Genomic DNA, 21412 nt, shown 5'->3' on the forward strand with positions numbered 1-21412 from the left:
TGATCTCCGAGGAGCTCCGTGACACCGACGTGTCGCGGAGCTCTAGTTGTGGTTCACTGCGCCCAGCCTCGGCGACGCGGTGACGGTCTGTCGGCACTTGATCGGCGCGCTGGGAGCGTGGCGGTTTTCCATCGGGCCGGCCGACAGCGATCAGCCGAGACCGTACGACGCCACGCTGCTGACCCGGTCCCGATCCCGGGCCAGCGAGAGCGGGATCCAGGCGATCCGGCGGGTGGCGCTCGGGCACCTGGACGTGATCGGGCTGGACCCGGCGCTGCTGGAGGTCACCGAGATCGGCGGGCAGCCCTTCGGCCGGGTCTACCGCGCCGAGCTGCCGGACGGCACGTTCGCGACGATGTTCGTCAAGCGGGGGCGGGACCCGTTCGGCACCGAGCCGGAGGAGATCGAGGTCGAAGAGCTCGAACCGCTCGGCCGGGAGGGCGGGTTCGACGAGGACGAGATCCGCGAACTGATGGAGCTGGCGCACGCTGCCACCAGCACGCGGGTCGTGATCGTCGCCGAAATATCCGGCGCGGACGGGATCGATGCGCGGGACATGGTGCGCGAGCTGGCCGGCGAGATCCGGCGGCACACGTTCCCGTCGGAGGAGGACATCGAGGTCAGCGAGCCGCGGCGGCGGCCGAGCGGCACGATCGAGGTCGCCGCGCTCGTGGGCGGCACCGAGCGGGAGGCGTACGAGGCGGTGGAGGCCGCTGCCCGGGCGCTGTGGAGCTTCACCTGGCTCGCGCCGACCACGGTCGACGATCCCCATCGCGGAAACTACTTCGCCGTCGAGGCGGTTCCGCAGGCGCAGTTCGTCCGGCTGGAGGTTCACGCGGCGACGGGACTCGGCGTGTTCGGTTGAGGGTTTTGGTCACCCGGACAGGTGGTAGTCCGGCTGCACGGCCGACTACTCACTCAACGGGGCGTGAGATGCATCTGGAATACGAGCACGCGGCGGCCTCCGGGCTGCGTCGTTACGTCAACACCACCGCCGAGGAGCTGGGCTGCAGCGGCGAGGCCTACTACGCCCACCTGGACCCGCCGCCGGCGTACGCCTACCTCGCGCTCGACGACCGGCTGCGCGACCACCCCGCCCAGGACACGGCCCTCGTGTGGAACGAACACGACGGCTGGGCGGTCGCGATCGAGACCACGGCCGGGCACGAGCTGAGTGTGGTCCGCTACTACGGCACCGAACTGCTGCCGCCGCCTCCCGAGGTCGCCCGGTTCGTGGCCGAGGTCTTCGAGGGCCGCGCCCCCGACGCGGCACCCGTGGGCAACACCGACGGCGCCGCGGTCCGCAAGCACCTGGCCACCTACGCGATCCCGTACCAGGAACGCCCGGCGCAGCGGCCCGGACGGCCCGTCGAGCGGTCGCGCCGCGGCCCGGCCCGCTGATCCAGGCGGCACCCCCCACCGCGACCGGCGCCTGAGCGCGCCGGGACCACCATCCGCGTCCTCCCCGGAAACCGTTGCAGTGCCGGGCGCTTTCCGGCACACTGCGGCAATCGCACCACCTGGGGGAGGAATTGTGGTCGCGCGTACTGGGGTCGTCGTCGTGGGGGCCGGGCTCGGCCTCGCCAATGTGTTGCGGGACAGGGGAATCGACTGCGTGGTGCTCGAGGAGCAGACCCGCGCCTTCATCGAGGCCCGCCCGCGCGCCGGGTTCATCGCGGAGTGGGCGGTGCGCGCGCTCGACGAGCGCTGCCTGGCCGACAAGCTGCTGTCCACCGCGCCGAGCCAGGGCCGTTTCGAGTTCCGGTTCGAAAACGGCCGTCACCCCTTCTCCTACGAGCAGTGGGCAGGCCAGCGGGGCACTTCGTCTATCCGCAGCAGCTCCTCGTCACCGACCTGGTCGCGCACTACGCCGACAAGGGCGGCGACACCGAGTTCGGGGTCCGGGACGTGGCCCTGCACGACGTCGAATCGGCCAGGCGAGTCGGCGCACCTGGTCGCGCCGATCGCGGCGCGACGAGGGCGCGCCCGGCGTCGAGGAGATCGTGAGCGACCGGCTCACCGGCGAGGTGGCGCTCTCGGCGTTCGAAACCCTGCCGCCGCGTTGGCGGTACGTGCTGTGGCACACCGAGATGCTGGGCGCCCGGCCCGCTGCGCTGGCCGCGGAGTTGGGCATGACCGCCAACGGGGTCGCCGCGCTGGCGGTGCGTGCCCGTGAGGGGCTGCGGCAGGCGTTCCTGCAGGCCCACGTGCCCGCGGCGCGCGCCGAGAACTGCCGCAGCTTGCGGCGGCGGCTGGGCTCGTGGACCCGCGGGAAGGTGACCGCGCGGCAGGGCCGGGCGGTGTCGGCGCACCTGGCCGGCTGCCCCAAGCGCCACCGGGTCGCCGCGGTGCTGGAAACCGTCAACGGCGGGCAGCAGCGCCGGTGCGCTCGTGCCGGACGTCGGCTGCGGCTCCTCAGGTCCGCGTCCCCGGGACGGCCGGCGCCGCGCTCACGGAGAAGGGCCGGGCGAAGGACGACCCCGCGAACGACAACGGCATAGCGAACGACAAGGGCGCTGCGAACGGCAACGCCGAGGCCAGAGGAAACGCCGAGGTCAGGGGCGGCGCGGGAGCCAGGAGCAGCGCCGGGGCCAAGGGCAATGGCGAGGTCAAGGGCAATGGCGCGGCGAAGAGCGCGACCGGCCAGGCCAAGTCCGCCGCGCCGACGGCGGCCAAGCCGAAACCGCCGGAGCCCGAACGCCCCGAGCCGAAGGCGAATCCCGGCAAGTCCCCGCGAAAGCGACGGACCACCAGCCACGCACCCGGCCTGTCCGCGGGCCACCTCGCCGACGCGGCCTGGATCGTCGCGCCGGGCACGCGCGGCCGCTACTCCGCGGTCGTGTGCATGCGCGGTGAGCGGCCACGCCCGCTGACCCTGGAGATCGACCCGGACGAGCTGCCCGGGCTGGCCGAGGCGCTGCGAGGGTTCCCGCCGGTCTCGAGCCACCACATGACCGGCCCCTCCGGCTGCCGGACCTGGTGCGCCTCGGAGGTCCGGTCGTCGACCCGGCCCGCCGCGACAGCAGGTCCGGCGGCGTGGGCGCACGGCCAGGCCGAGACGCAGTTGGCGAGCGTGCGCCCGGGACGCAGCGCGGGGAACAGCAGACGGGCGGCTCCGTTGGCCGCGTGGACGGTGCCGTCCGGCGGCGAGCTGGGCGGGGTACGGCGCACCGTCCCAGCCCGCGTCGATCCCGGCGGGGGAGGCGGAAACGAGACGGCCGGATTCAGTCAAGACCGGGGCGCGGCGTGCCCGCTCCCTTCGAAGTTGTCGGGGACTGCCTCGTCACCAGCTTCCCCCGGCGCGCCGGACGGGGGTAAACCGGGGGCCGGTGATCAACCGCGGCCGGCCGGTCCGGTACCCGCGCTGGTCACGGGAGCCAGCGGGCGGGGTCGGTGAGGACCCCGGCCAGTTCCCGGTACGCGGCGCCGGTCGCGCCGGGGGCGGGGATGTTCTTCCCGGCGTGGATCGCGGGCGGGGTCCACCGGGCGGACAGCACGCGTTCCCGCAGGCGGCTCTCCAGCTCCGGCCGCAGCAGGTCCGCCACCTGCGCCAGGTGCCCGCCGAGCACCACCGTCGGGATGTCCAGGACGTTGATCACCCCGGCCAGCGCCACGCCGAGCGCCCGTGCCGCCGCGGTCACCGCCTCCCGCGCCCGCGCGTCGCCCGAGGCGGCGAGTTCCGCCAGGTGCGCCAGGGTCGACGCGGGTGTCAGGCCGGCGGCGGCGAGCAGCGCGTCCCGGCCGGCGTAGGTCTCCAGGCAGCCCGTCGACCCGCAGCGGCAGGCCGGGCCGGCGGGGTCGACGCACACGTGGCCGATCTCGCCTGCCCACCCGTGCCGCCCGGCCATCACCTCGCCGCCGACGACGGCCGCGCCGCCGATGCCGATCTCGCCGGACAGGTACACGAAGTCCGGGAACGGGCCCGGCCGCCCCGGCGCGACCTCGGCGACGGTGCGGGCCGCGAGGCTGGCCTCGTTGCCCACCCGCAGCGGCAGCCCGGCCACCGCGGCCGGGTCGAGCAGTTCCGCCGGCCGCACGCCGGACCAGCCGAGGTTCGGCGCGCGCAGCAGTGTGCCGGTGGCGGCCGCGACGATGCCGGGCAGTGCCAGGCCCGCCCCGACCAGCCGCAGGCCTTCGGGCAGCCCGGCCAGCACCCGCGCGGACAGCGCGCCCAGGCGGTCCAGGGCCGCTTCCGGATCGCTTTCCACCAGGTCGGCGTACTCCAGCGACTCGGCGACGACACGGCCCCGCAGGTCGACCACCCGCACGGCGAGGAACCCGGCGTTGACCTGCAGCCCGACCGCGGCCAGCCGGGAGCCGGGCACCAGGGGAGTGGCCGGACGGCCGCGCCTGCCGCCGCCGTCCGGCTCGATCTCGCCGAGCACCCCGCCCGCGACCAGCTCGTCGGCCAGCCGCGTGGCGGTGGTGCGGGTCATCGAGGTCGCCGCCGCCACGTCCGCCCGCGACAACGGCCTGGCGGACGCGCACACGGTGCGCGCCACCAGCGCCAGGTTGCTCGCCCGCAGGCTGGACTGGCGGGCGCTCGTCTGCTGATCGAGGGCGGTCACGGCGGCGATCCTAACCGGCGCTGAATTCGTCCAGTCGATGGACGAATTCAGCCGATGAGGTGCTCGAGCGCGAGCTGCTGCAGCTGGACGAACCCGTAGTCGCGCTGGGCCGCCTTCTCCGGGTCGAAGCCGTCGTCGGCGGCCAGGAAGTCCGTCACCGACTCGCCCGCGCCCAGCGTCGGCTCGGCCAGTTCGAGGACCCCAGCCCGGTCCCACGCCTCGCGGACGCGCGGGTCTTCGCGGAAGGCCTTAGCCTTCTCCGCCAGCATCAGGTAGGTCGACATGCACGCCCGCGCCGAGTCCCAGATGCCGTCCAGGTACTCGGTGCGCGAGGGCTTGTAGTCGAAGTGCCGCGGGCCGGTGTAGCGGGGTGCGTCCGGGGAGCCGGGGAAGCCGTTCTCCAGCAGGTCCACTGTGAAGAACGCGGAGATCAGGTCGCCGTGGCCGAACACCAGGTCCTGGTCGTACTTGAGGCCGCGCTGGCCGTTGAGGTCGATGTGGAACAGCTTGCCGCTCCACATGGCCTGGCCCAGCGCGTGCGTGTAGTTGAGGTTGGCCATCTGCTCGTGCCCGGTCTCCGGGTTGAGGCCGACGATGTCGCCGTGCTCCAGCTGCGCGATCAGCGCCAGCGCGTGGCCCACGGTGGGCAGGAAGATGTCGCCGCGCGGCTCGTTCGGCTTGGGCTCCAGGCCGATCCGCAGGTCATAACCCTGCGACTTGATGTAGCCGGCGACGGTGTCCAGGCCCTCCTTGTAGCGCTCGAACGCGGCGTGGATGTCCTTCGAGCCGTCGTACTCGGAGCCCTCGCGGCCGCCCCACATGACGAACGTGCTCGCGCCCATCTCGGCGGCGATGTCGACGGCCTGCAGCACCTTGCGCAGCCCGAAGCGGCGCACGCCGCGGTCGTTGGAGGTCAGGCCGCCGTCCTTGAACACCGGGTGGCTGAACGTGTTGGTGGTGACCATCTCGATCACCAGGCCCGCCTTGTCGGCGGCGTCCTTGAGCCGTCCGGTGAGCCGCTGCTTCGTGGCCAGGTCGGCGTCGAAGGGGAAGACGTCGTTGTCGTGGAAGGTGATGCCCCACGCGCCCAGCTCGGCGAGCTTGTCGGAGTACTCCCACGGGTCCAGCGCCGGGCGGCTCGGGCCGCCGAAGGGGTCCGTGCCGGTCCAGCCCACGGTCCACAGGCCGAACGAGAACTTGTCCTCAGGGGTCGGTTGGCGCACCATCGCAGCTCCTCCGAGTTTTGTTTTTCGGAGTAACTTATTTGCCGGTGGTGCGGACAGTCAAGGGCCGGTGGCGGATGCGCCACCGGCCCCTCGTGGTGTCGTCGTGTCAGTCGGCCGACGGCAGCCGCTCACCCGTCTCGGGGTGGAAGGCGTGGACCTCCTCGGCGTCGCCGACCGCGATCTGGACGGTCTCGCCCAGCTGCGGCGGGCGGCGGCCGTCGGCGCGGACCACGAAGCGCTCCACGCGGTCGCCGATCTTCACGCCGCCGTGGATGTAGGCGTCCGCGCCCAGCTCCTCGACCAGTTCGACGGTCAGCTTCGCCGCCTGCTCACCCGCGCCGGCCAGGCGCAGCGACTCCGGCCGCAGGCCCAGCGTCACCGACTCCACCCCGGCCGAGCGGGCCGCGGCGAGCGTCGCGCGGGGGAGCGGCACGGTCAGCCCGTCGAGCTGTGCGCCGTCCGGCGTGAGAGCGACCGTCTTGAGGTTCATCGCGGGCGAGCCGATGAAGCCGGCTACGAAGGCGTTGCGCGGGCGCTCGTACAGGTTGCGCGGGGTGTCGCACTGCTGGAGCTTGCCGTCCTTGAGCACCGCGACCCGGTGGCCCATCGTCATGGCCTCGACCTGGTCGTGCGTCACGTAGATGGTGGTGGTGCCCAGGCGCTTCTGTAGCGCGGCGATGTTCGCGCGGGTCTCCACGCGCAGCTTCGCGTCCAGGTTGGACAGCGGCTCGTCCATCAGGAACACGGCGGGCTCGCGGACGATCGCGCGGCCCATGGCGACGCGCTGGCGCTGACCGCCGGAAAGCGCTTTCGGTTTCCGGTCCAGGTACGGGGTCAGGTCGAGCAGGGCGGCTGCCTCGCGCACCCGCTCGGCGATCTTGGCCTTGGAGACCCGCTTGAGCTTGAGCGCGAAGCCCATGTTCTCGGCGACCGTCATGTGCGGGTAGAGCGCGTAGGACTGGAACACCATCGCGATGTCGCGGTCCTTCGGCGGGACGGCGGTGACGTCCTTGCCGTCGATGTGGATGGCGCCCTCGTCGACGTCCTCCAGGCCGGCGAGCATGCGCAGGGCGGTCGACTTGCCCGAGCCCGACGGGCCCACCAGAACCAGGAACTCGCCGTCGGCGATGTCGAGATCGAGGCTGTCCACGGCCCGGACCGGCGGGTTGCCGGGGTAGAGCCGCGACGCCTGCCGGTAGCTGACCTCAGCCATTGGGGACCGCCCTTCGCGTCACGTCGTCGTACCCGGACTGTCTATCCGGGCGGCCGCGGTGCTGGCCAGAGTTCGTCAATTCACTAAACTGACGAATGTGGAGGCGATGGGCGCACAAGCGATGCGGCGGCACAACGTCGCGCTGGTCATGGAGCTGATCGCCAGGGACGCGCCGGTGTCGCGGGTCGAGCTGGCGCAGCGGACGGGGCTGACGAAGGCGACGGTGTCCAGCCTGGTCGCGGAGCTGACCGGGGCCGAGCTGGTGCGGGACCTCGGGCCGGAGCCGGGCCGCGCGCCGGGACGTCCGGCGGGGCGGCTGGTGCTGGACCCGTACGGGCCGGTGGCGCTGGGGCTGCAGTTCGGGTCCGGGCACATCGCCGGGGTGATCCTGGACCTGTCGGGGCGGCCGCTGGCGCGGGAGCTGCGGCGGTTCGACGTGGCCGGGGCCGGTGCGGCGGAGGGTGCGCGCGCGGCGCGGCCGGTGCTGCGGCGGTTGTTCGACGAGGCGACCACGGCCGGGCGGCTGGTTGCCGGGGTGGGGGTCGCGGTCGGCGGGCTGGTGTCGCGCGGGCTGGTGACGGCGTTGCCGCTGGGCTGGCGCGGGGTCGACGTGCGGGCGCTGGTGGCGGGGGAGTTGCGGGCGCTGGACCTGCACGGGCTGGACGTGCTGGTGGCCGGCGAGGTGGCGTGCGCGGCGCTGGCGGAGTACCAGGCCGGGGCGGCGCGGGACTGGTGGTACCTCGGCGGCGAGGAGGTGATCGGGCTCGCGCCGCTGAACCCGGCGGTCGAACTGGCCGGCGACCTGGGGCACGTCCCGGTGCGGCGCCGGGGTGAGGTGTGCGCCTGTGGCGGGCGGGGGTGCCTGGAGGTGTACGCGGGCCGCGCCGGGATGGCGGCGTCGGCGGGCGTGGCGGACGCGGGGGCGGAGGAACCGCTGGTCTCGCGGGTCCGCACGCGAGATCCCGCGGCGATGCGCGCGCTGGACCGAGCAGCCGAGGCCCTGGCCGACGCGCTGGTGGCGGTGCGCGCACTGCTCGCCCCGGAGACGATCGTGCTTGGCGGACGACTCGCGGCCTTCGGGGAACCCTTCCGGCAGCGCGTGGTGGAGCGGCTGGCGCCGGGGCTGACGCTGCGCCCGGCGAAGCTGGGGGCAGACGCGGCCCTCCGCGGCGCGGCGGGCAGCGTGATCGCTCGGGTGGTGGCAGACCCGCTGGCCTGGATCGAGGGCTGAGTAGTCGCCCTGCTCTCGGGCCGCTCGCGATGCGGTAGATTTCGCCGCTCGTGGTCACCACCTTCGCCCGCGCGTGTTCGGTCTCCAGGTAGCGGATCGCCTCCGCCGCCTTCTCCAGCGGGAAGTCGCGGTCGATCACCGGCTCCACCCGGCCCGCCTCGATCAGCTCGGTCAGCGACGCGAGCGGCTGCCGGTTCGACGAGCCGGAGAAATCCGCGATCCGCTGCCGGGTGAACCGGGACGTGAGCCGCCCGCGGATGATCAGGCCCATTGGGCCGAAGACGCTGCCGCCGCGCGACACGCCTCCGCCGGAAAGCAGGAGCGTGCCCTCGGCGTCAGGACCCGGCGCAGGTCCGCGAGCGAGCGGTTGCCGACGAGGTCCAGCACCAGCTCGTAGCGGCTCGGGCCCCTGGTGAAGTCCTCGCGCGTGTAGTCGACCACGTGATCGGCGCCAAGCGAGGTCACCAGTTCGGCGTTGCGCATGCTGCACACCGCGGTCACCGTCGCGCTCAGCGCCTTCGCGATCTGCACCGCGAACGTGCCCACCCCGCCGGACGCGCCGTTGACCCGGACGTGCTGGCCCGCCTGCAACCGCCCGGCGGCGCGCAGGCCCACGAGTGCGGTGCTGCCGGCGAGCGGCACCGCGGCGGCCTGCTCGAAGGTGAGCTTCGCCTGCTTGGGCGCCAGCCGTTCCGCGGGCACGCACACGTACTCGGCGAAGGCGCCGTCGGACTCGCCGGTGTCGCCGTACACCTCGTCGCCGGGGGACAGGCCGGTGACGCCGTCCCCCACCGCGTCGACGACGCCGGCCACGTCCCGGCCCCGGATGCGGAACCGCGGGCCACGCAGGGAGCGCGCGGGGAGGCGGAGGACGTAGGGGGCGCCGCGCATGACGTGCCAGTCGTAGGCGTTGACCGCGGCCGCGCGCACGCGGACGAGGACCTCGCCGGACGAGGGCCGCGGCTGGGCGGTTTCCCGCCGGGAGAGCGCGTCGGGTGAGCCGTACCGGTCCTGGACGATCGCCTTCATCGGAAGCCTCCGTGTCGTGGCGGTAAAGGCGATCCCGGTAAAACCGGTATCGGGGACACCCCTGGCGTTCTAGGCTCTGCCGATGATCGTCATCCTCGTCCCCGGCTTCTGGCTCGGCGCGTCGTCCTGGCGCGACGTGGAACCCCCGCTGACCGCCGCCGGCCACACCGTGCGCGCGCTGACCCTGCCCGGCCTCGACGCGGACGCCGACCGCTCCGGGATCGGCGTGCGTGACCACGTCGCCGCCATCGTGGCCGCGATCGACGCGGAGAACGAGCCGGTGGTCCTGGTCGGTCACTCCGGCGGCGGGCCCCTCGTCTACGCCGCCGCCGATGCCAGGCCGGACCGCGTGGCGCGGATCGTGTTCGTCGACGCCGGGCCGTTGACCAGTGGCGCGTCCATCAACGACGCCCTGCCCGCCGAGGGCGCCGACGTGCCGCTGCCGGACTGGGCGGCGTTCGAGGAAGCCGAGCTGGCCGGCCTCACCGGCGAGCTGCGCGAGCGGATGCGCGCCGAGGCGGTTCCCCAGCCGGCCGCCGTGACCCGTGAACCGGTCGAGCTGTCCGACGAGCGCCGCCGTGCCATCCCGGCGACGGTGATCTGCACGTCGATGCCCGCCGCCCAGGTGCGTGAGCTGATCGCCGCGGAGCACCCGTACATGGCCGAGCTCGCGGCGATGAGCGACGTGGATCTGGTCGACCTGCCGACCGGGCACTGGCCCCAGTTCAGCAGGCCGGCCGACCTCGGCGCGGCGATCGTGGCCGCGCTCGGTTAGTCCACTTCGGATTTCCGCGGTCTCCGCGGTCAGGCGACGTGGATCACCGGGGCGTGGTGGACCGGGAAGTTCACCGAGTTCGCGATGAAGCACAGCTCGTGTGCCCGGTGGTGTAGCTCGGCCGCCTTGTCCGCCGCGCTCGCGTCGGTGATGGTGACCTCGGGGTGCAGTGTCACCTCGGTGAAGTGCCCGCCGCCGCCGGGCGTTTCGGCCATGCGGCCGGTCGCGGTGTCCCGGTAGCCGGTGACGGTGATGCCGTGCCGGGCGCACAACGCCAGGTAGGTCAGCAAGTGGCACTGCGACAGCGACGCCACCAGCAGTTCCTCGGGGTTCCAGCGGGCCGGGTCGCCCAGGAAGGCCGGGTCCGCGGTCGCGGCGATGGGCGGCTTGCCCTCGGCGGTGACGTCGTGGCCGCGGTCGTATGCGCGGTAACCCCCGGCGGTGGAGCCGTGCCAGGTGACCGTGACCTCGTAGCCGTGTTCCTTGCTCATCGGGGTGTTCCTCCCGGTAGTGCGGACAGGGTGCTCAGGACGTGGTCGCGGGCCAGGGCCGCGGCCTCCGGCCCGTCCCCCGCGGTGATAGCTGCCACGAGGCGGCGGTGCTCGTCATCGACCTGGCCGGTGCGGCTGGGGGCCGTCAGGGAGTCCTGTGTGGACACGAGGATCCGGTCCCACACGCGGTCGAGGAAGCCCAGTGCGAGGGAGTTCCCGGCGAGGACCGCGACGTGCCGGTGGAACTCGCGGTTGTGCCGCACACCGGCGATCAGGTCGCCGGCCCGGGTGGCGCGGTCGGCGTCGTCGGCGTGACCGGTCAGCCGGGCCAGCGCGGCGGGCGCGGTCTCGCCCGCCCGCTGCCGCTGGGCGGCCAGTTCAGCGGTAAGCGCTTCCAGGGAGGCGCGGACGAGATAGGCCTCGCGTAGTTCCGCATCGCTCAGCCGGATCACGGTGACGCCCCGCTGCCCGCTTTCGACCAGGCCGTCGCTTTCCAGGCGCCGCAACGCCTCCCGCACGGGCGTGCGGCTCACGTCGAGCCGCTGCGACAGGTCGAGTTCGGTGAGGCGCTGCCCGGGCGGGAAGGCTCCGCCGACGATCAGTTCCCGCACGCGGTCGTACGTCGTCTCCACGGCATGCAGTGTATGCAATGCATGCAAGCGTGGCCAGTCCGTAGGATCACGCCATGACAGCCGACGAACCGACGATCCTGGCCACCTCCGGCGGCGTCCGGGCCTCGGCGCGACTGGACTGGGAGGTCGGCCCCCTGACGCGCTACGCGGTCGAGCTCGCCGGCGTCACCGGCCGCGCGCCGCGGGTGTGTTTCCTGGGCACCGCCTGCGGCGACGACCGCCGCCTGACCGCGGCCTTCTACGAGAACGCGTGGCGCGAGGGGTGGGCGGGCAGTCACGTGGCGCTGCTGCCGATGCCGAACGTCGCCGACCTCGCCGGGCACCTGCTGTCCCAGGACGTGATCTGGGTGTGGGGCGGCAGCGTCGCCGGGCTGCTGGCGCTGTGGCGGCTGCACGGCCTGGACGCGGTGATGCGCGACGCGTGGCAGGCCGGGGTCGTCCTGACCGGCGTCTCGGCGGGCTCCATCTGCTGGCACACCGGGGGCACGACCGACTCGTTCGGCCCCGAGCTGCGGCCGGTGACCAACGGGCTCGGCCTGCTCGCGTGGTCCAACGGCGTCCACCACGACAGCGAACCCGCCCGGCGGCCGCTGTTCCAGTCGCTGGTCGCGGACGGCACGCTGCCGCCCGGCTACGCGACCGACGACGGGGCCGGGCTGCTCTACCGCGGCGGCGAACTGGCCGGGGCGCTCGCCGAGCGGGACCGCGCCGGGGCGTTCCGGGTGGAGCGCGGCCCGGACGGCGGCGCGGTGGAGACACCCCTGGACGTGCGCCGGATCCGCTTACGCACGCGGTGACTTCCGGCCCTTCCTGCGCCCCGCCCGGTCGGAGCAGCGTGGAAGCCGGAGACCACCGGGAGGCTGCCATGCCGGACAAGAACTGGCGCGTCGACATCGTGATCGACGAGCACGAGACGCGAACCCGCGCCACGGCGCGGCTGCGCACCGGCGACCGGACCGACCTGGTCGGGATCGGGACGGCCCGCCTCAACCCGGCCGACACCAACGTGCCCGAGATCGGTGACGAGCTGGCCACCGCGCGGGCGCTCAGCGATCTGGCGCACCGGCTGCTCGACGCGGCCGCGGGCGACATCGAGGACGTGACGCACCAGCCCGCGCACCTGCGGTACTGACAGCGCTGCCGGCCAGGGGACGCCGTGACCGCCCGGATGAACTGTCCGCTGTGGACGCCGCCGGGCGGACGTGCGTGGTGGCCGAGACCCGCGAGCCGGAGGAGGTCAACACCTGTCTCGCCGAACTGCGGGCGGCGAGATCCCGGCCAGGGCGGTGCTCGACCTCGGCGCGTCGCTCTGGTCCGTGTGACAACATCAGCCGGGGTGACAACATCAAGCGCGCTGCCGGCCACTGTCCGGTGTGACCATGCGACTGACCGGACTGGGGGCACCGGTGGAGCCGGGCGACGCCGATCTGTGGGCGCGGGCCGCGCGGGGTGACCGGGAGGCCTTCACGGCGCTCGTCGAACGCCACGCCCAGGCGGTGTGGAACCACGCCTACCGGCTGACCGGCTCGTGGGCCAGCGCCGAGGACCTGACCTCCGGGACCTTCCTGACCGCGTGGCGCAGACGCGGCGACATCACCCTGGTGCGCGACAGCGCGCTGCCCTGGCTGTTCACCGTCGCGGGCAACCTCGCGCGCGACGAGCACCGGGGCCGGGCGCGGCTGCTGCGCCGGATGCCTGCTCCCGCCGCGGTGTCCGATCATGCCGACGGCGTCGCCGACCGCATCGACAGCGAGGCGCGCCCGCAACGGATCGTCGACGCCGTCCGCGCTCTGCCCGCGGCGCAACGGCAGGTCGTCGAGCTGTGCCTGCTCGGCGAGCTGCCGATCGCCGACGCCGCCGCCCTGCTCGAGGTCGCCGAGGTGACCGTGCGCGCGCACCTGTCGCGCGCCCGCGCCCGGCTCCGTGCCCTGCTGGAGGAGACATGAGCCACACCCTGCCGCCGCACCGCGAACTGCCACCCGAGGTCCGCGGGCGGATGCGCGCGACCGTGCGAGCCGGGATCCCCCCCCGCCGCGGCCGCGCCCTCGTGGCCGGCACCGCCGTGATCGTGCTCGTCGCCGGGGTGCTGGTCGGCGCCCAGTTCTTTCGCTCGTCCGCGCCGGTTCCCGCCGGCTCCGCAGGCGTGGACGACCGGTGCTGGGCCGCGATCGAATCCGCGGGCAAGACCGGACAGGTCCCGCCACGGGAGGAGTGGCGCACCACGGGCAGCCGCGCCCTCGGCGACGACGTCGTCACCTCCTACCTCGCCGGCGGCAGGCCGGTGTTCTGCGAGACCACGGCGACCACGGTCACCGTGTCCGATCCGGCCGCCGAGCCGGCCTACGCCGCGGGCAGCCGCACCGGTCTGTTGCTCTACACCGGGACGGGGCTGGCCGCCGGCGTCGCCGATCCTTCGTGGCCGCGCATCGAGCTGTCCCTGCCCGACGGCCTCGGCATCACCGTCGAGCCGGTCACGCCGGAGACCGGCGTGCTCACCGCCTTCACCGCGACCGACCCGGCGACCACGACCCTCTGGGCCGGGATGTCCGTCCAGGGCCAGCAGACCCGCCCCGGGCCGCGGGTCGAACTGCCGCCGGCCCCGGCGCCCCTGGTCAGCGTCATCGACCGGCCGGGTGACCGGACCTCGCCCGCCGGCCGGGCGCTCGGCGAATGCCTGGCCGCGCTGCCCGCACCGCCCACCGACGCCGACGGCTACCAGCCCGGCAGTCTGCTGGAGCACGGGCCGTACCGAGTGGTGCTGGGGCAGCGCGGAGCACATGATCGCGTGCGTGACCGGTCCCACCGGGTCGTCGCGGCACCTCGACGCGTTCCTCGGCACGTCGATCCCGGTCCGCAGGCTGTCGGTGCCCGCGCAGGCCGGGAAGGTGCCGTTCGTCGGCCTTGCGCCCCGGTCGGCCACGAGCATGGTCGCCGACTTCGGCACCGGGGAGGCCGTCACGGTGCCGGTCGTGAACGGGACGTTCGCGGTGTGGCTGCCCGACGGCGCGAAGCCGGTGTACCCCGACACGGTGAGGCGTGGGTGCGGGTGCAGGACGCGCGGGGCGCCGCCCTCTACAACGGCTCGGCAGTGCTCCGCTGACGGTGCGACCGAAGGGGCGCCGCCACGGCAACCGCGCCCGGCATGGGCCCGCGCCGGTCGTGCTCGTCCACTTCGGACCGGTTCGTGTGCGCACGGGCTGCGCACCGGTGTGGCGGGGTGAACTGGCCGGCGCGGGTCTTTCGGCACTACCGCCTGCCGCCCGGTGGGGGCACCGTGCAGGCGTGGGCATCTACCAGCAGCAGGTCCTGCCGCGGCTGATCAACGTGCTGTGCGGCATGGAAGTGGCGGGCCCCTACCGGGCGCGCGTGTGCGCCGGCCTGCACGGGCGGGTCCTCGAAATCGGCTTCGGCTCCGGCCACAACGTCCCGTTCTACCCGGCCGCGGTCACCGCCGTGCACGCGATCGAGCCCTCCGACGTGGCCTGGAAGCTGGCCGCCGAGCGGGTCGCCGCCTCACCCGTCCCGGTCGAGCGGTCCGGCCTGGACGGGCAGTCCTTACCGCTGCCGGACGCCACCTGCGACACCGCCCTGTCGACCTACACGCTGTGCACGATCCCGGAGGTGGTGGCGGCGCTCAAGGAGGTCCGGCGGGTGCTGAAACCCGGTGGCACGTTGCACTTCCTCGACCACGGCCTCGCTGAGGACGGCAAGGTTCAGCGCTGGCAGCACCGCCTGGACCCCCTGCAGGGGCGCGTGTTCGGCGGCTGCCGCCTGACGCGCCGGATCGCCGACGTGGTTACCGAGGCCGGGTTCGTGATCCGGGAGCTCGACCGGTTCTACGAGAAGGGCTCGCCGAAGTCCCTCGGCGCGGACTACCTCGGCGTGGCGGTGTCCCCCTGACCCGGCTCAGCGCAGCCGTGCCGGCAGGTGCTCGAAGCCCCGCAGGATGCGGGTGCTCCGGCGGGTCGCGCCGGGCGTGAGGCGCAGCTCCGGGAAGCGGTCGAACAGCGTCCGCAGGCCGACCTCGCCCTCCATCCGGGCCAGTGCGGCGCCCAGGCAGTAGTGCCTGCCCGCCGAGAACGAGATGTGCTCGCGGGCGTTCTCGCGCCGGACGTCGAACCTCGTGGGGTCCTCGAAGACCTCCGGGTCGCGGTTCGCGCCGGCCAGGATCGTCGTCACCACCGACCCGCCGCGCACCCGCACGCCGGCGACCTCGGTGTCGCGCAGGCAGGTGCGCCCGGTGAGCAGCACCGGCGGGTCGACGCGCAGGATCTCGTCGACCGCGTTCGGCCACAGCGACGGCTCCGCGCGCAGCGCCGCGAGCTGGTCGGGGTGGTCGTGCAGCAGGGTGATCCCGTTGCCGAGGAGGTTCACCGTCGTCTCGAAGCCCGCGGCGAGCACCAGCCCGGCGGTCGCGCGCAGCTCCAGATCGGTCAGCCCGACCCCGTCCTCGCGCGCCGCGACCAGCTGGCTGAGCAGGTCTTCGCCGGGCTCGGCACGCAGGCGGTCCAGGTGGCCGCCGAGCCAGGCGTCGAAGTCGGCCAGCGCCGACTCGACCGCGCGGAACTCCCGCCACGGCAACCCGAGGTCCAGGCTCGGCGCGGCCGCGGTGCCCAGCTCCAGCACCCGCTGCCGCTGCTCCGGCGGCACCCCGAGGATCTCGGCGATCACCGTCACCGGAAGCAGCGCGCAGTAGGCCTCGACGAGATCCACCGGCCGGCCGGGGTCGAGCGCGTCCAGCAGCTCGCGGGCGATCTCCTCGGTGCGGGACCGCAGCTTCTCCACCGCGCGGACGGTGAACACCCGGGTCACGAGCTTGCGGTAGCGGGTGTGGTCCGGCGGCTCGGTCGCCAGCAGCGACGGCGGCGCGATCGGGTGCAGCCGGTCCGACGCCGACCACTCGCTCAGCCGCGCCAGCACCCCGTCCGACCCGGCGCCCACACCGGCGCGGAAGTCGTTGCTGGTCAGCACTTCCCGCACCGCCGCGTGGCTGGTCGTGACGTACGCGAACGAGCCTTTGTAGAGCGGGCCGTGGCCACGGATCTCGTCGAACAGGCCGGACAACGCGGCGGTGGGGGAGACCGCGGCCTCGGCCACGAGCCGCGCCTGCAGGTCGCCGCGCCGGGCCGCGGCGCGCAGGACCGTGCGGGGCAGCGCGTGGCCGATGCCCCAGCGCACCACCGGTTTCACGCCGTCCTGCAGCCGGGTCATCACGACATCCACCTCCACCGTGGTACTGCCGGGTACCAGGCACGGTAGAGCCGGACGTGCCGCCCGGTCAAGCGGCTGGGTTAGGTTGGCGGCGTGACGGACCTCGACGTGGCGGGCACCGGGTTCCGCGACCGGCTGCTGCAGGGCATGGCCGCCGCCCTGCGCGAACGGGACTACCACGACGTCACGATCGCCGACGTGGTCAACCACGCCCGCACGTCGAAGCGCACCTTCTACGAGCAGTTCGCGAGCAAGCAGGAGTGCTTCGTCGAACTGCTGCGGCAGACCAACGCGCGGATGATCCAGGACATCGCGGCCGCGGTCGAGCGGGACGCGCCCTGGCAGGCGCAGGCGCGCCAGGCGGTGGAGGCGCTGATCGCGTCGATGGAGAGCGATCCCGCGCTGTGCCTCAGCTGGATGCGGGCGGCGCCCTCGCTGGGCGAAGCCGGCCGCGCGCTGTCCCGCGAGACGATGGACTCGTTCGTGGCGTTGATGCGCACGCTCGCGGACACGCCGGAACTGCGGGCGGCCGGTGTGGTGCCGCCGTCGCGGGAGCTGGCGATCACGCTGTTCGGTGGGCTGCGCGAGCTGATCGCGATCACCCTGGAGGAGGGCGGCAACCTGGCGGGCACGGTGGACGTGGCGACCGAGGTCGTCATGCTCCTCATGGGGCCCCGGTCGCGCTGACCTGCTCGGCAGGTCGTGGCGCTCGCCGGAGTAACACCTCCAACACGACCTGCAGGTGGATCAAAAAGGGTGGCTCGTCGGCGAAACCCGCCCGAAGGTCGCGTGGGGGCTCGCCGCCACGGCTCTACTCGCGACAATAGCTCTTCTGCCCACTCATCATGGGCCGGGCTGGTATCCGATCCGTCGGCTTCGTGCTCGCCCCGCTCGTGACCATCGTCTTCCTGTTCGTGCCCACCGCGCTGGACTCCAGCCAGCAAACCCTGGCGGCGGTGCTGCTCGGCGTGGTGGTGCTGTGGGTGTGCGAACCGGGGCGATGCTGCGGCACGGTCTGGCCCGCCGGTTCGCCTTCTTCATCCTCTCCGTCCCCGGCGTCGGCCGCAGCACCTGGCGCGTCATCGCCGCGCTCGGGTTCGTCACGTGCGTGATCCCGGCGTTCATCTCCAACACCGCGACCGTCGCGATGATGATGCCCACCGCGGTCGGCCTGCTGACCGTCATCACCGAGCTGATCCGCGGCCGCATGCCGGAGGGGGAGCGGTTCGACCCGCTGCGGCTGCGGGTGGGCATCGCGCTGATGCTCGTCCTCGCCTACGGCGCCAGCGTCGGCGGGCTGCTCACGCCGATCGGATCGCCGCCCAACCTGATCGGGCGCGGCCTGATCGAGGAGGCCACCGGCGAGCGGATCTCGTTCCTGCAGTGGACCACGATGGCGCTGCCCGCCTCCGTGGCGATGTTCGTCGTCCTGATCGTGCTGCTGATCCTGCTCAACCGCCCGGAAATCAAGAAGCTCACCGGCGTCGAGGAGATCGCCTTCAGCATCACCGTGGTGCTGTGGGTGACGCCGGGCATCGTGGCACTGGTGGCGGGCAACGACTCCCGCGCCTACGAACTGGTCCGCGACCGGCTACGAGGGCATCGTCGCCGTCCTCGGTGCGGCGTTGCTGTTCGTGCTGCCGACGAACTGGCGGGAGCGCCGGTTCACGCTCACCTGGTCCGAGGCCGCCCGCATCGACTGGGGCACCATCCTGCTGTTCGGCAGCGGCATCATCTTCGGCTCGCTGCTGGCCGACACGGGGCTCGCGGAGCGGGTGGGCAACGGGCTGGCCGGGGCGCTCGGCATCGGCAGCGGGATCGCGCTGACGGTCTTCGCGGTGCTGCTGGCGATCCTGGTGTCGGAGACGACCTCCAACACCGCGTCGGCGGCTGTGGTGGTGCCGATCGTCATCCCGATCGCGATCGCCGCCGGGGTCGACCCGTTCACGTCGGCGCTGGCCGCGACCTTCGCCGCGTCGTTCGGGCTCATGCTGCCGGTGTCCACGCCCCAGAACGCGATCGGCTACGGCTACGGCTCCGGCGCGGTGCCGATCACCAAGATGATCCGGTCCGGCGCGGCCTTCGACGTCCTCGGCGCGATCCTGATCATGCTGCTGATCCCGGTGATGGTCGCCGCGGTCGGCTTCGCGTGATGGATGACCGGTCGCCACCCCCGTCGGGTGGCGGCCGGCCTGCTCGGGGTCAGACGGTCACGGCGGTGCGCCAGCCCGGCTGGTAGGACTCCCGCGCCATCGCCGAGTACGGGGCGGGGCTGACGATCGCGCGGACGGCGACCTGTTCGTGCGGCTGGACGGTGGTCTTGCGGCTGCCGCCGCCGGGCTCGCCCCAGACGACGGTGACCTCGGCGCCCAGCGGGACGTCCGGGTTGACGGTCGCCAGCGAGAGGGCGGTGCGTTCGTTGGCGCTGTAGCCGGTGAACAGGGACAGGCCCACGAGGTTGCCGTCGGCGTCGGTGACGGAGTCGAAGTTGGACGATCCGTAGTTGGCGTTGGGCAGGTCGAAGAACTGGTAGACGGGCCCGTCCTTGGCGACCGGGTTGGCCAGCAGCTTCCCGATGTCCTCGGGGTGCCAGGCGAGGGTCACCTTGCGGCGCTGGGTTTCCGGGTCGATGGCGGCGAGGGCGTCGCGGCCGATGAAGTCGTGGTCGAACTTCACGAACGAACCGTAGCCGAGTTCCCAGGGGTTGAGGTAGTAGTCGCGGATGTCGTCGGAGACGAAGCTGCCGGCGAGCGCGTTGGTGGCTTCGTAGCTCTCGGCGGGCAGCCATTCCCGGTAGGGGCGCAGTTCGTCGGCGGTGTAGACGGCCGGCAGGGGTGAGGGGATCCAGCCGGACTCCAGGGTGTTGCACGAGTAGGCGCGGGCGCCGCAGGGTTCGAGGCCGAACTCGCGGCCGGCTTCCAGGATGGCGTCGCGGATCTTGTCGTAGGTCTCGTAAGGGCCCCAGATCTCCAGTCCGGGCGCGCCTGCCATGCCGTGGCGCAGGGTGCGGACGCGTTCCCCGGCGATGGTCAGGTAACCCATGCGGAAGAACTTGACCCGCTCGACCGGACCGCCGTTGACCTTCTCGATGACGTCCCAGGCGCGCGGGCCCTGGATCTGGAACCGCCACAGGTCGCGGCTGACGGGCTTGCCGTAGGGGCGGGAGGGGGAGCGCTGGTCCAGGCGCACATCCACGTTGTAGCCGCGGGTGGCCTGGTAGGTGAGCCAGTTCGCGACGGGGGCGCGGCCGACGAAGACGAACTCCTCCTCGGCGAGGTGGAACAGGATGCCGTCGCCGATCACGCCGCCTTCGGGGGAGACGGGCACGAACTGCTTGGCCGTGTTGACCGGGAACTTGGCGACGCTGTTGATGCCGGTGTCGGAAATGAGCTTGAGCGCGTCCGGTCCGGAGATGAAGAGGTTGACCATGTGGTGGCTCTGGTCGAACAGCACCGCGGTCTCCCGCCAGGCCGTGACCTCGCGGCGGAAGTTGGTGAACTCGCTGGGCACGACGGGGTAGATGTAGGCGCCGAGCTGGGAGTCGCGCAGCAGCTCGACCGTGTTCCCGGCCTGGTCGAGCACTTCCTGCAGGTTCTTGGCGGTCATGAGGGTCATCCGTTCTGGTAGGGGACGTAGGTGACGCCCAGGTCGGTGAGCTTGCTGCGCAGGCCGTAGCGGTCGAGGCCGAGTTGGCCGTCGCGGAAGGCCTTCCGCGTGGCTTCTTCCTTCTCCGCGCGGGCCCGGGACTGGTCGAGGGCGCGACCGAGGTCGGCGCGGGACACGACCATGACGCCGTCGTCGTCGGCGAGGACCGCGTCGCCGGGGTGGATCAGCTGTCCACCGATGACGATGGGCACGTTGACCGCGCCCGCGGTGGCTTTGACGGTGCCCTGCGCCGACACCGCGGCCGACCACACGGGAAAGTTCATCGCCCGCAGGTCGGCCACGTCGCGGACGCCGGTGGTCGTGACCAGCCCACGGACGCCGCGGTATTGCAGGGCGGTGGCGAACAGTTCGCCGAACAGGCCGTCGTGGCAGGGGGAGGTGGTGGTGACGACGAGGAGGTCGCCGGGGCGGCACTGTTCGACGGCGGCGTGGATCATCAGGTTGTCGCCCGGCCAGCACAACACGGTGACGGCGGTGCCGCCGACCCTGACGCCGTCCTGGATCGGCCGCAGCTCCGGGCCGAGCAAACCGGTGCGCCCCAAGGCCTCGTGCACGGTCGCCACGCCGAACTCGGCGAGTGCGTCGACCTGCTGGATGGGGGCGCGAGGGGGATCGGTGACGACGACCGTCCTCATGCGAGTTCCCCGGTCACCTGCGGGTACAGGCGCATGTAGGCCTCGCCCATGGTGTTGTGCGGCAGCCCGAGGTTCGGGCCCGCGTTGCGCTTGACCTGGACGCCACGACGTTTGGCGAGATCGGTGTAGTAGTCCCACATGTGCTGCTGCGCGGGCAGGCACTCCATGGCCTTGCGTTTGGTGTCGAACACCTCGGTGATGTCCAGCAGCACGTTCGGTTTGAAATCGCACTGCTCGGGCTGGTGCGGCTCGAAGAAGAACACCGGCGGAGCACCCAGCGGCTCGCCCGGCGCGTCGTAGCCGATGGCCTGCGCCAGCACCCGTGCCTGCAACGCCATGTGGGCGGCGGCGGGGTGGTCGCCGTTGTAGGGGTCGGCCAGCGGGTGGGTCAGCACCACCGACGGGTTGACCTCCCGGTAGACACGCACCATGCGGTCGACCAGCTCCGGGGTCTCCCGCAGCGGGTAGTCGCCGGCGTCGAGGAACTCGATCTCGGCGCCCAGCACTCCGGCGGCGTTTTCCGCTTCTCCGCGGCGGATCTCCTTGATCTCCTCCAGCGTCTTGCCCTCGCGCCAGGCCTTCGCGGACTCGCCGCGCTCGCCGAAGCTCAGGCACAGCACCTTCGCCCGCCGGCCCCGGCTGGTGGCCAGGGCGATCGCACCCGCCGCGCGCCAGACGAAATCCCCCGCGTGCGCGCTGACCACCAGTAACGTCATCGCCTTCTCCTCGTGTCGT

General features: G+C 73.0%; 25 protein-coding genes and 3 pseudogenes. 16 read left to right on the forward strand and 12 right to left on the reverse strand.

Annotated elements, in window-relative coordinates:
* Positions 1 to 46 precede the first annotated feature (46 nt).
* From AMETH_RS14015 to AMETH_RS37950, 5 genes and pseudogenes are all read left to right on the forward strand, one after another.
* Positions 47 to 865, forward strand: a complete 819-nt coding sequence (locus AMETH_RS14015) for a hypothetical protein (RefSeq protein WP_017987892.1) — start codon at positions 47 to 49, stop codon at positions 863 to 865.
* A gap of 68 nt (positions 866 to 933) precedes the next feature.
* Positions 934 to 1401: a DUF6292 family protein gene (locus tag AMETH_RS14020; RefSeq protein WP_017987893.1), complete on the forward strand. Its 468-nt coding sequence runs from the start codon at positions 934 to 936 to the stop codon at positions 1399 to 1401.
* Positions 1402 to 1588: 187 nt separating this feature from the next.
* A pseudogene (locus AMETH_RS41460) lies at positions 1589 to 1738 on the forward strand (4-hydroxybenzoate 3-monooxygenase); the annotation flags it as partial.
* A 62-nt stretch (positions 1739 to 1800) separates the two neighbouring features.
* Entirely contained in the window at positions 1801 to 2007 is a 207-nt protein-coding gene (locus tag AMETH_RS40115) for a hypothetical protein (RefSeq protein ID WP_017987894.1), read from the forward strand.
* The gene (locus AMETH_RS37950; protein ID WP_017987895.1) at positions 2004 to 2501 is read left to right on the forward strand and encodes a zf-HC2 domain-containing protein; all 498 of its coding nucleotides are present in this window, start codon (positions 2004 to 2006) and stop codon (positions 2499 to 2501) included. Before AMETH_RS40115 ends, AMETH_RS37950 begins: the two co-directional genes overlap by 4 nt.
* A gap of 325 nt (positions 2502 to 2826) precedes the next feature.
* Here AMETH_RS37950 and AMETH_RS37955 read toward each other — a convergent pair whose 3' ends face one another.
* The 4 genes from AMETH_RS37955 to AMETH_RS14050 form a co-directional block, all read right to left on the reverse strand.
* Positions 2827 to 3171, reverse strand: coding sequence for a hypothetical protein (locus AMETH_RS37955; RefSeq protein WP_017987896.1), 345 nt, complete (start codon positions 3169 to 3171; stop codon positions 2827 to 2829).
* Positions 3172 to 3368: 197 nt separating this feature from the next.
* Positions 3369 to 4568 carry an ROK family protein gene (locus tag AMETH_RS14040; RefSeq protein ID WP_017987897.1) on the reverse strand — a complete coding sequence of 400 codons (1200 nt, stop codon included), beginning with the start codon at positions 4566 to 4568 and terminating at the stop codon, positions 3369 to 3371.
* Positions 4569 to 4615: 47 nt separating this feature from the next.
* Positions 4616 to 5794 (reverse strand): xylose isomerase, encoded by a 1179-nt coding sequence (gene xylA / locus AMETH_RS14045; protein WP_017987898.1) that lies wholly within the window; start codon positions 5792 to 5794, stop codon positions 4616 to 4618.
* A 106-nt stretch (positions 5795 to 5900) separates the two neighbouring features.
* On the reverse strand, positions 5901 to 7007 hold the full coding sequence (locus AMETH_RS14050) for an ABC transporter ATP-binding protein (RefSeq protein WP_017987899.1): 1107 nt from the start codon (positions 7005 to 7007) through the stop codon (positions 5901 to 5903).
* A gap of 106 nt (positions 7008 to 7113) precedes the next feature.
* On the opposite strand from AMETH_RS14050, the gene AMETH_RS14055 reads away from it, so the two are divergent.
* Positions 7114 to 8238 carry an ROK family transcriptional regulator gene (locus AMETH_RS14055; RefSeq protein ID WP_026153965.1) on the forward strand — a complete coding sequence of 375 codons (1125 nt, stop codon included), beginning with the start codon at positions 7114 to 7116 and terminating at the stop codon, positions 8236 to 8238.
* A gap of 115 nt (positions 8239 to 8353) precedes the next feature.
* Here the strand turns inward: AMETH_RS14055 and AMETH_RS41465 are convergent.
* Together AMETH_RS41465 and AMETH_RS14060 are read right to left on the reverse strand one after the other, a co-directional pair.
* Positions 8354 to 8509: pseudogene (locus AMETH_RS41465) on the reverse strand (NAD(P)-dependent alcohol dehydrogenase); the annotation flags it as partial.
* Complete coding sequence (locus AMETH_RS14060; protein WP_267283514.1) at positions 8500 to 9267, reverse strand: NAD(P)-dependent alcohol dehydrogenase; 768 nt, start codon at positions 9265 to 9267, stop codon at positions 8500 to 8502. The gene AMETH_RS14060 and the pseudogene AMETH_RS41465, both read right to left, overlap by 10 nt.
* 82 nt (positions 9268 to 9349) lie before the next feature.
* On the opposite strand from AMETH_RS14060, the gene AMETH_RS14065 reads away from it, so the two are divergent.
* Entirely contained in the window at positions 9350 to 10042 is a 693-nt protein-coding gene (locus tag AMETH_RS14065) for an alpha/beta fold hydrolase (RefSeq protein ID WP_017987901.1), read from the forward strand.
* A 29-nt stretch (positions 10043 to 10071) separates the two neighbouring features.
* Here the strand turns inward: AMETH_RS14065 and AMETH_RS14070 are convergent, their stop codons facing one another.
* Positions 10072 to 10533: an OsmC family protein gene (locus tag AMETH_RS14070; protein WP_017987902.1), complete on the reverse strand. Its 462-nt coding sequence runs from the start codon at positions 10531 to 10533 to the stop codon at positions 10072 to 10074.
* Entirely contained in the window at positions 10530 to 11165 is a 636-nt protein-coding gene (locus AMETH_RS14075; RefSeq protein WP_026153966.1) for a GntR family transcriptional regulator, read from the reverse strand. Before AMETH_RS14075 ends, AMETH_RS14070 begins: the two co-directional genes overlap by 4 nt.
* Before the next feature lie 53 nt (positions 11166 to 11218).
* Here AMETH_RS14075 and AMETH_RS14080 point away from each other — a divergent pair, with 53 nt between their 5' ends.
* The 5 genes from AMETH_RS14080 (at position 11219) to AMETH_RS14100 (ending at position 15065) form a co-directional block, all read left to right on the forward strand.
* On the forward strand, positions 11219 to 11962 hold the full coding sequence (locus tag AMETH_RS14080; protein WP_017987904.1) for a Type 1 glutamine amidotransferase-like domain-containing protein: 744 nt from the start codon (positions 11219 to 11221) through the stop codon (positions 11960 to 11962).
* Positions 11963 to 12030: 68 nt separating this feature from the next.
* Positions 12031 to 12297, forward strand: a complete 267-nt coding sequence (locus AMETH_RS14085) for a DUF1876 domain-containing protein (protein ID WP_017987905.1) — start codon at positions 12031 to 12033, stop codon at positions 12295 to 12297.
* Between the two features lie 247 nt (positions 12298 to 12544).
* Complete coding sequence (locus tag AMETH_RS14090) at positions 12545 to 13111, forward strand: RNA polymerase sigma factor (RefSeq protein ID WP_038532110.1); 567 nt, start codon at positions 12545 to 12547, stop codon at positions 13109 to 13111.
* On the forward strand, positions 13108 to 14265 hold the full coding sequence (locus AMETH_RS14095) for a hypothetical protein (RefSeq protein WP_017987907.1): 1158 nt from the start codon (positions 13108 to 13110) through the stop codon (positions 14263 to 14265). The genes AMETH_RS14090 and AMETH_RS14095 overlap by 4 nt, the downstream gene beginning before the upstream one ends.
* 182 nt (positions 14266 to 14447) lie before the next feature.
* Positions 14448 to 15065, forward strand: a complete 618-nt coding sequence (locus AMETH_RS14100) for a class I SAM-dependent methyltransferase (protein WP_017987908.1) — start codon at positions 14448 to 14450, stop codon at positions 15063 to 15065.
* A gap of 6 nt (positions 15066 to 15071) precedes the next feature.
* Here the strand turns inward: AMETH_RS14100 and AMETH_RS14105 are convergent, their stop codons facing one another.
* Complete coding sequence (locus AMETH_RS14105) at positions 15072 to 16376, reverse strand: cytochrome P450 (RefSeq protein ID WP_017987909.1); 1305 nt, start codon at positions 16374 to 16376, stop codon at positions 15072 to 15074.
* Between the two features lie 93 nt (positions 16377 to 16469).
* On the opposite strand from AMETH_RS14105, the gene AMETH_RS14110 reads away from it, so the two are divergent.
* The 4 genes and pseudogenes from AMETH_RS14110 (at position 16470) to AMETH_RS41475 (ending at position 18529) form a co-directional block, all read left to right on the forward strand.
* The gene (locus AMETH_RS14110) at positions 16470 to 17063 is read left to right on the forward strand and encodes a TetR/AcrR family transcriptional regulator (RefSeq protein WP_017987910.1); all 594 of its coding nucleotides are present in this window, start codon (positions 16470 to 16472) and stop codon (positions 17061 to 17063) included.
* 191 nt (positions 17064 to 17254) lie between these two features.
* Entirely contained in the window at positions 17255 to 17488 is a 234-nt protein-coding gene (locus AMETH_RS40120) for a hypothetical protein (RefSeq protein WP_223843307.1), read from the forward strand.
* Positions 17377 to 17814, forward strand: a pseudogene (locus tag AMETH_RS41470) (SLC13 family permease); the annotation flags it as partial. The gene AMETH_RS40120 and the pseudogene AMETH_RS41470, both read left to right, overlap by 112 nt.
* 163 nt (positions 17815 to 17977) lie before the next feature.
* Complete coding sequence (locus AMETH_RS41475) at positions 17978 to 18529, forward strand: SLC13 family permease (RefSeq protein WP_267283516.1); 552 nt, start codon at positions 17978 to 17980, stop codon at positions 18527 to 18529.
* A gap of 49 nt (positions 18530 to 18578) precedes the next feature.
* Here the strand turns inward: AMETH_RS41475 and ligM are convergent, their stop codons facing one another.
* From ligM to AMETH_RS14130, 3 genes are read right to left on the reverse strand one after another with little or no spacing between them, the layout of a single operon-like run.
* Positions 18579 to 19982: a vanillate/3-O-methylgallate O-demethylase gene (gene ligM / locus AMETH_RS14120; protein WP_017987913.1), complete on the reverse strand. Its 1404-nt coding sequence runs from the start codon at positions 19980 to 19982 to the stop codon at positions 18579 to 18581.
* Between the two features lie 5 nt (positions 19983 to 19987).
* A complete protein-coding gene (locus AMETH_RS14125; RefSeq protein WP_017987914.1) occupies positions 19988 to 20677 on the reverse strand; it encodes a 4-carboxy-4-hydroxy-2-oxoadipate aldolase/oxaloacetate decarboxylase in 690 nt (229 codons plus the stop codon).
* Positions 20674 to 21393, reverse strand: a complete 720-nt coding sequence (locus tag AMETH_RS14130; RefSeq protein ID WP_017987915.1) for a PIG-L deacetylase family protein — start codon at positions 21391 to 21393, stop codon at positions 20674 to 20676. The genes AMETH_RS14125 and AMETH_RS14130 overlap by 4 nt, the downstream gene beginning before the upstream one ends.
* Positions 21394 to 21412 lie beyond the last annotated feature (19 nt).

The organism is Amycolatopsis methanolica 239 (assembly GCF_000739085.1).
Lineage (GTDB): Bacteria > Actinomycetota > Actinomycetes > Mycobacteriales > Pseudonocardiaceae > Amycolatopsis_E > Amycolatopsis_E methanolica.

What these genes read in the sequence shown, in the direction of transcription:
- AMETH_RS14020 (WP_017987893.1), top strand. Translation starts at nt 934, where the DNA reads ATGCATCTGGAATACGAGCACGCGGCGGCCTCCGGGCTGCGTCGTTAC.
- xylA (WP_017987898.1), bottom strand. Translation starts at nt 5,794, where the DNA reads ATGGTGCGCCAACCGACCCCTGAGGACAAGTTCTCGTTCGGCCTGTGG.
- AMETH_RS14050 (WP_017987899.1), bottom strand. Translation starts at nt 7,007, where the DNA reads ATGGCTGAGGTCAGCTACCGGCAGGCGTCGCGGCTCTACCCCGGCAAC.
- AMETH_RS14055 (WP_026153965.1), top strand. Translation starts at nt 7,114, where the DNA reads ATGGGCGCACAAGCGATGCGGCGGCACAACGTCGCGCTGGTCATGGAG.
- AMETH_RS14060 (WP_267283514.1), bottom strand. Translation starts at nt 9,267, where the DNA reads ATGAAGGCGATCGTCCAGGACCGGTACGGCTCACCCGACGCGCTCTCC.
- AMETH_RS14065 (WP_017987901.1), top strand. Translation starts at nt 9,350, where the DNA reads ATGATCGTCATCCTCGTCCCCGGCTTCTGGCTCGGCGCGTCGTCCTGG.
- AMETH_RS14070 (WP_017987902.1), bottom strand. Translation starts at nt 10,533, where the DNA reads ATGAGCAAGGAACACGGCTACGAGGTCACGGTCACCTGGCACGGCTCC.
- AMETH_RS14080 (WP_017987904.1), top strand. Translation starts at nt 11,219, where the DNA reads ATGACAGCCGACGAACCGACGATCCTGGCCACCTCCGGCGGCGTCCGG.
- AMETH_RS14085 (WP_017987905.1), top strand. Translation starts at nt 12,031, where the DNA reads ATGCCGGACAAGAACTGGCGCGTCGACATCGTGATCGACGAGCACGAG.
- AMETH_RS14090 (WP_038532110.1), top strand. Translation starts at nt 12,545, where the DNA reads ATGCGACTGACCGGACTGGGGGCACCGGTGGAGCCGGGCGACGCCGAT.
- AMETH_RS14095 (WP_017987907.1), top strand. Translation starts at nt 13,108, where the DNA reads ATGAGCCACACCCTGCCGCCGCACCGCGAACTGCCACCCGAGGTCCGC.
- AMETH_RS14105 (WP_017987909.1), bottom strand. Translation starts at nt 16,376, where the DNA reads ATGACCCGGCTGCAGGACGGCGTGAAACCGGTGGTGCGCTGGGGCATC.
- ligM (WP_017987913.1), bottom strand. Translation starts at nt 19,982, where the DNA reads ATGACCGCCAAGAACCTGCAGGAAGTGCTCGACCAGGCCGGGAACACG.
- AMETH_RS14125 (WP_017987914.1), bottom strand. Translation starts at nt 20,677, where the DNA reads ATGAGGACGGTCGTCGTCACCGATCCCCCTCGCGCCCCCATCCAGCAG.
- AMETH_RS14130 (WP_017987915.1), bottom strand. Translation starts at nt 21,393, where the DNA reads ATGACGTTACTGGTGGTCAGCGCGCACGCGGGGGATTTCGTCTGGCGC.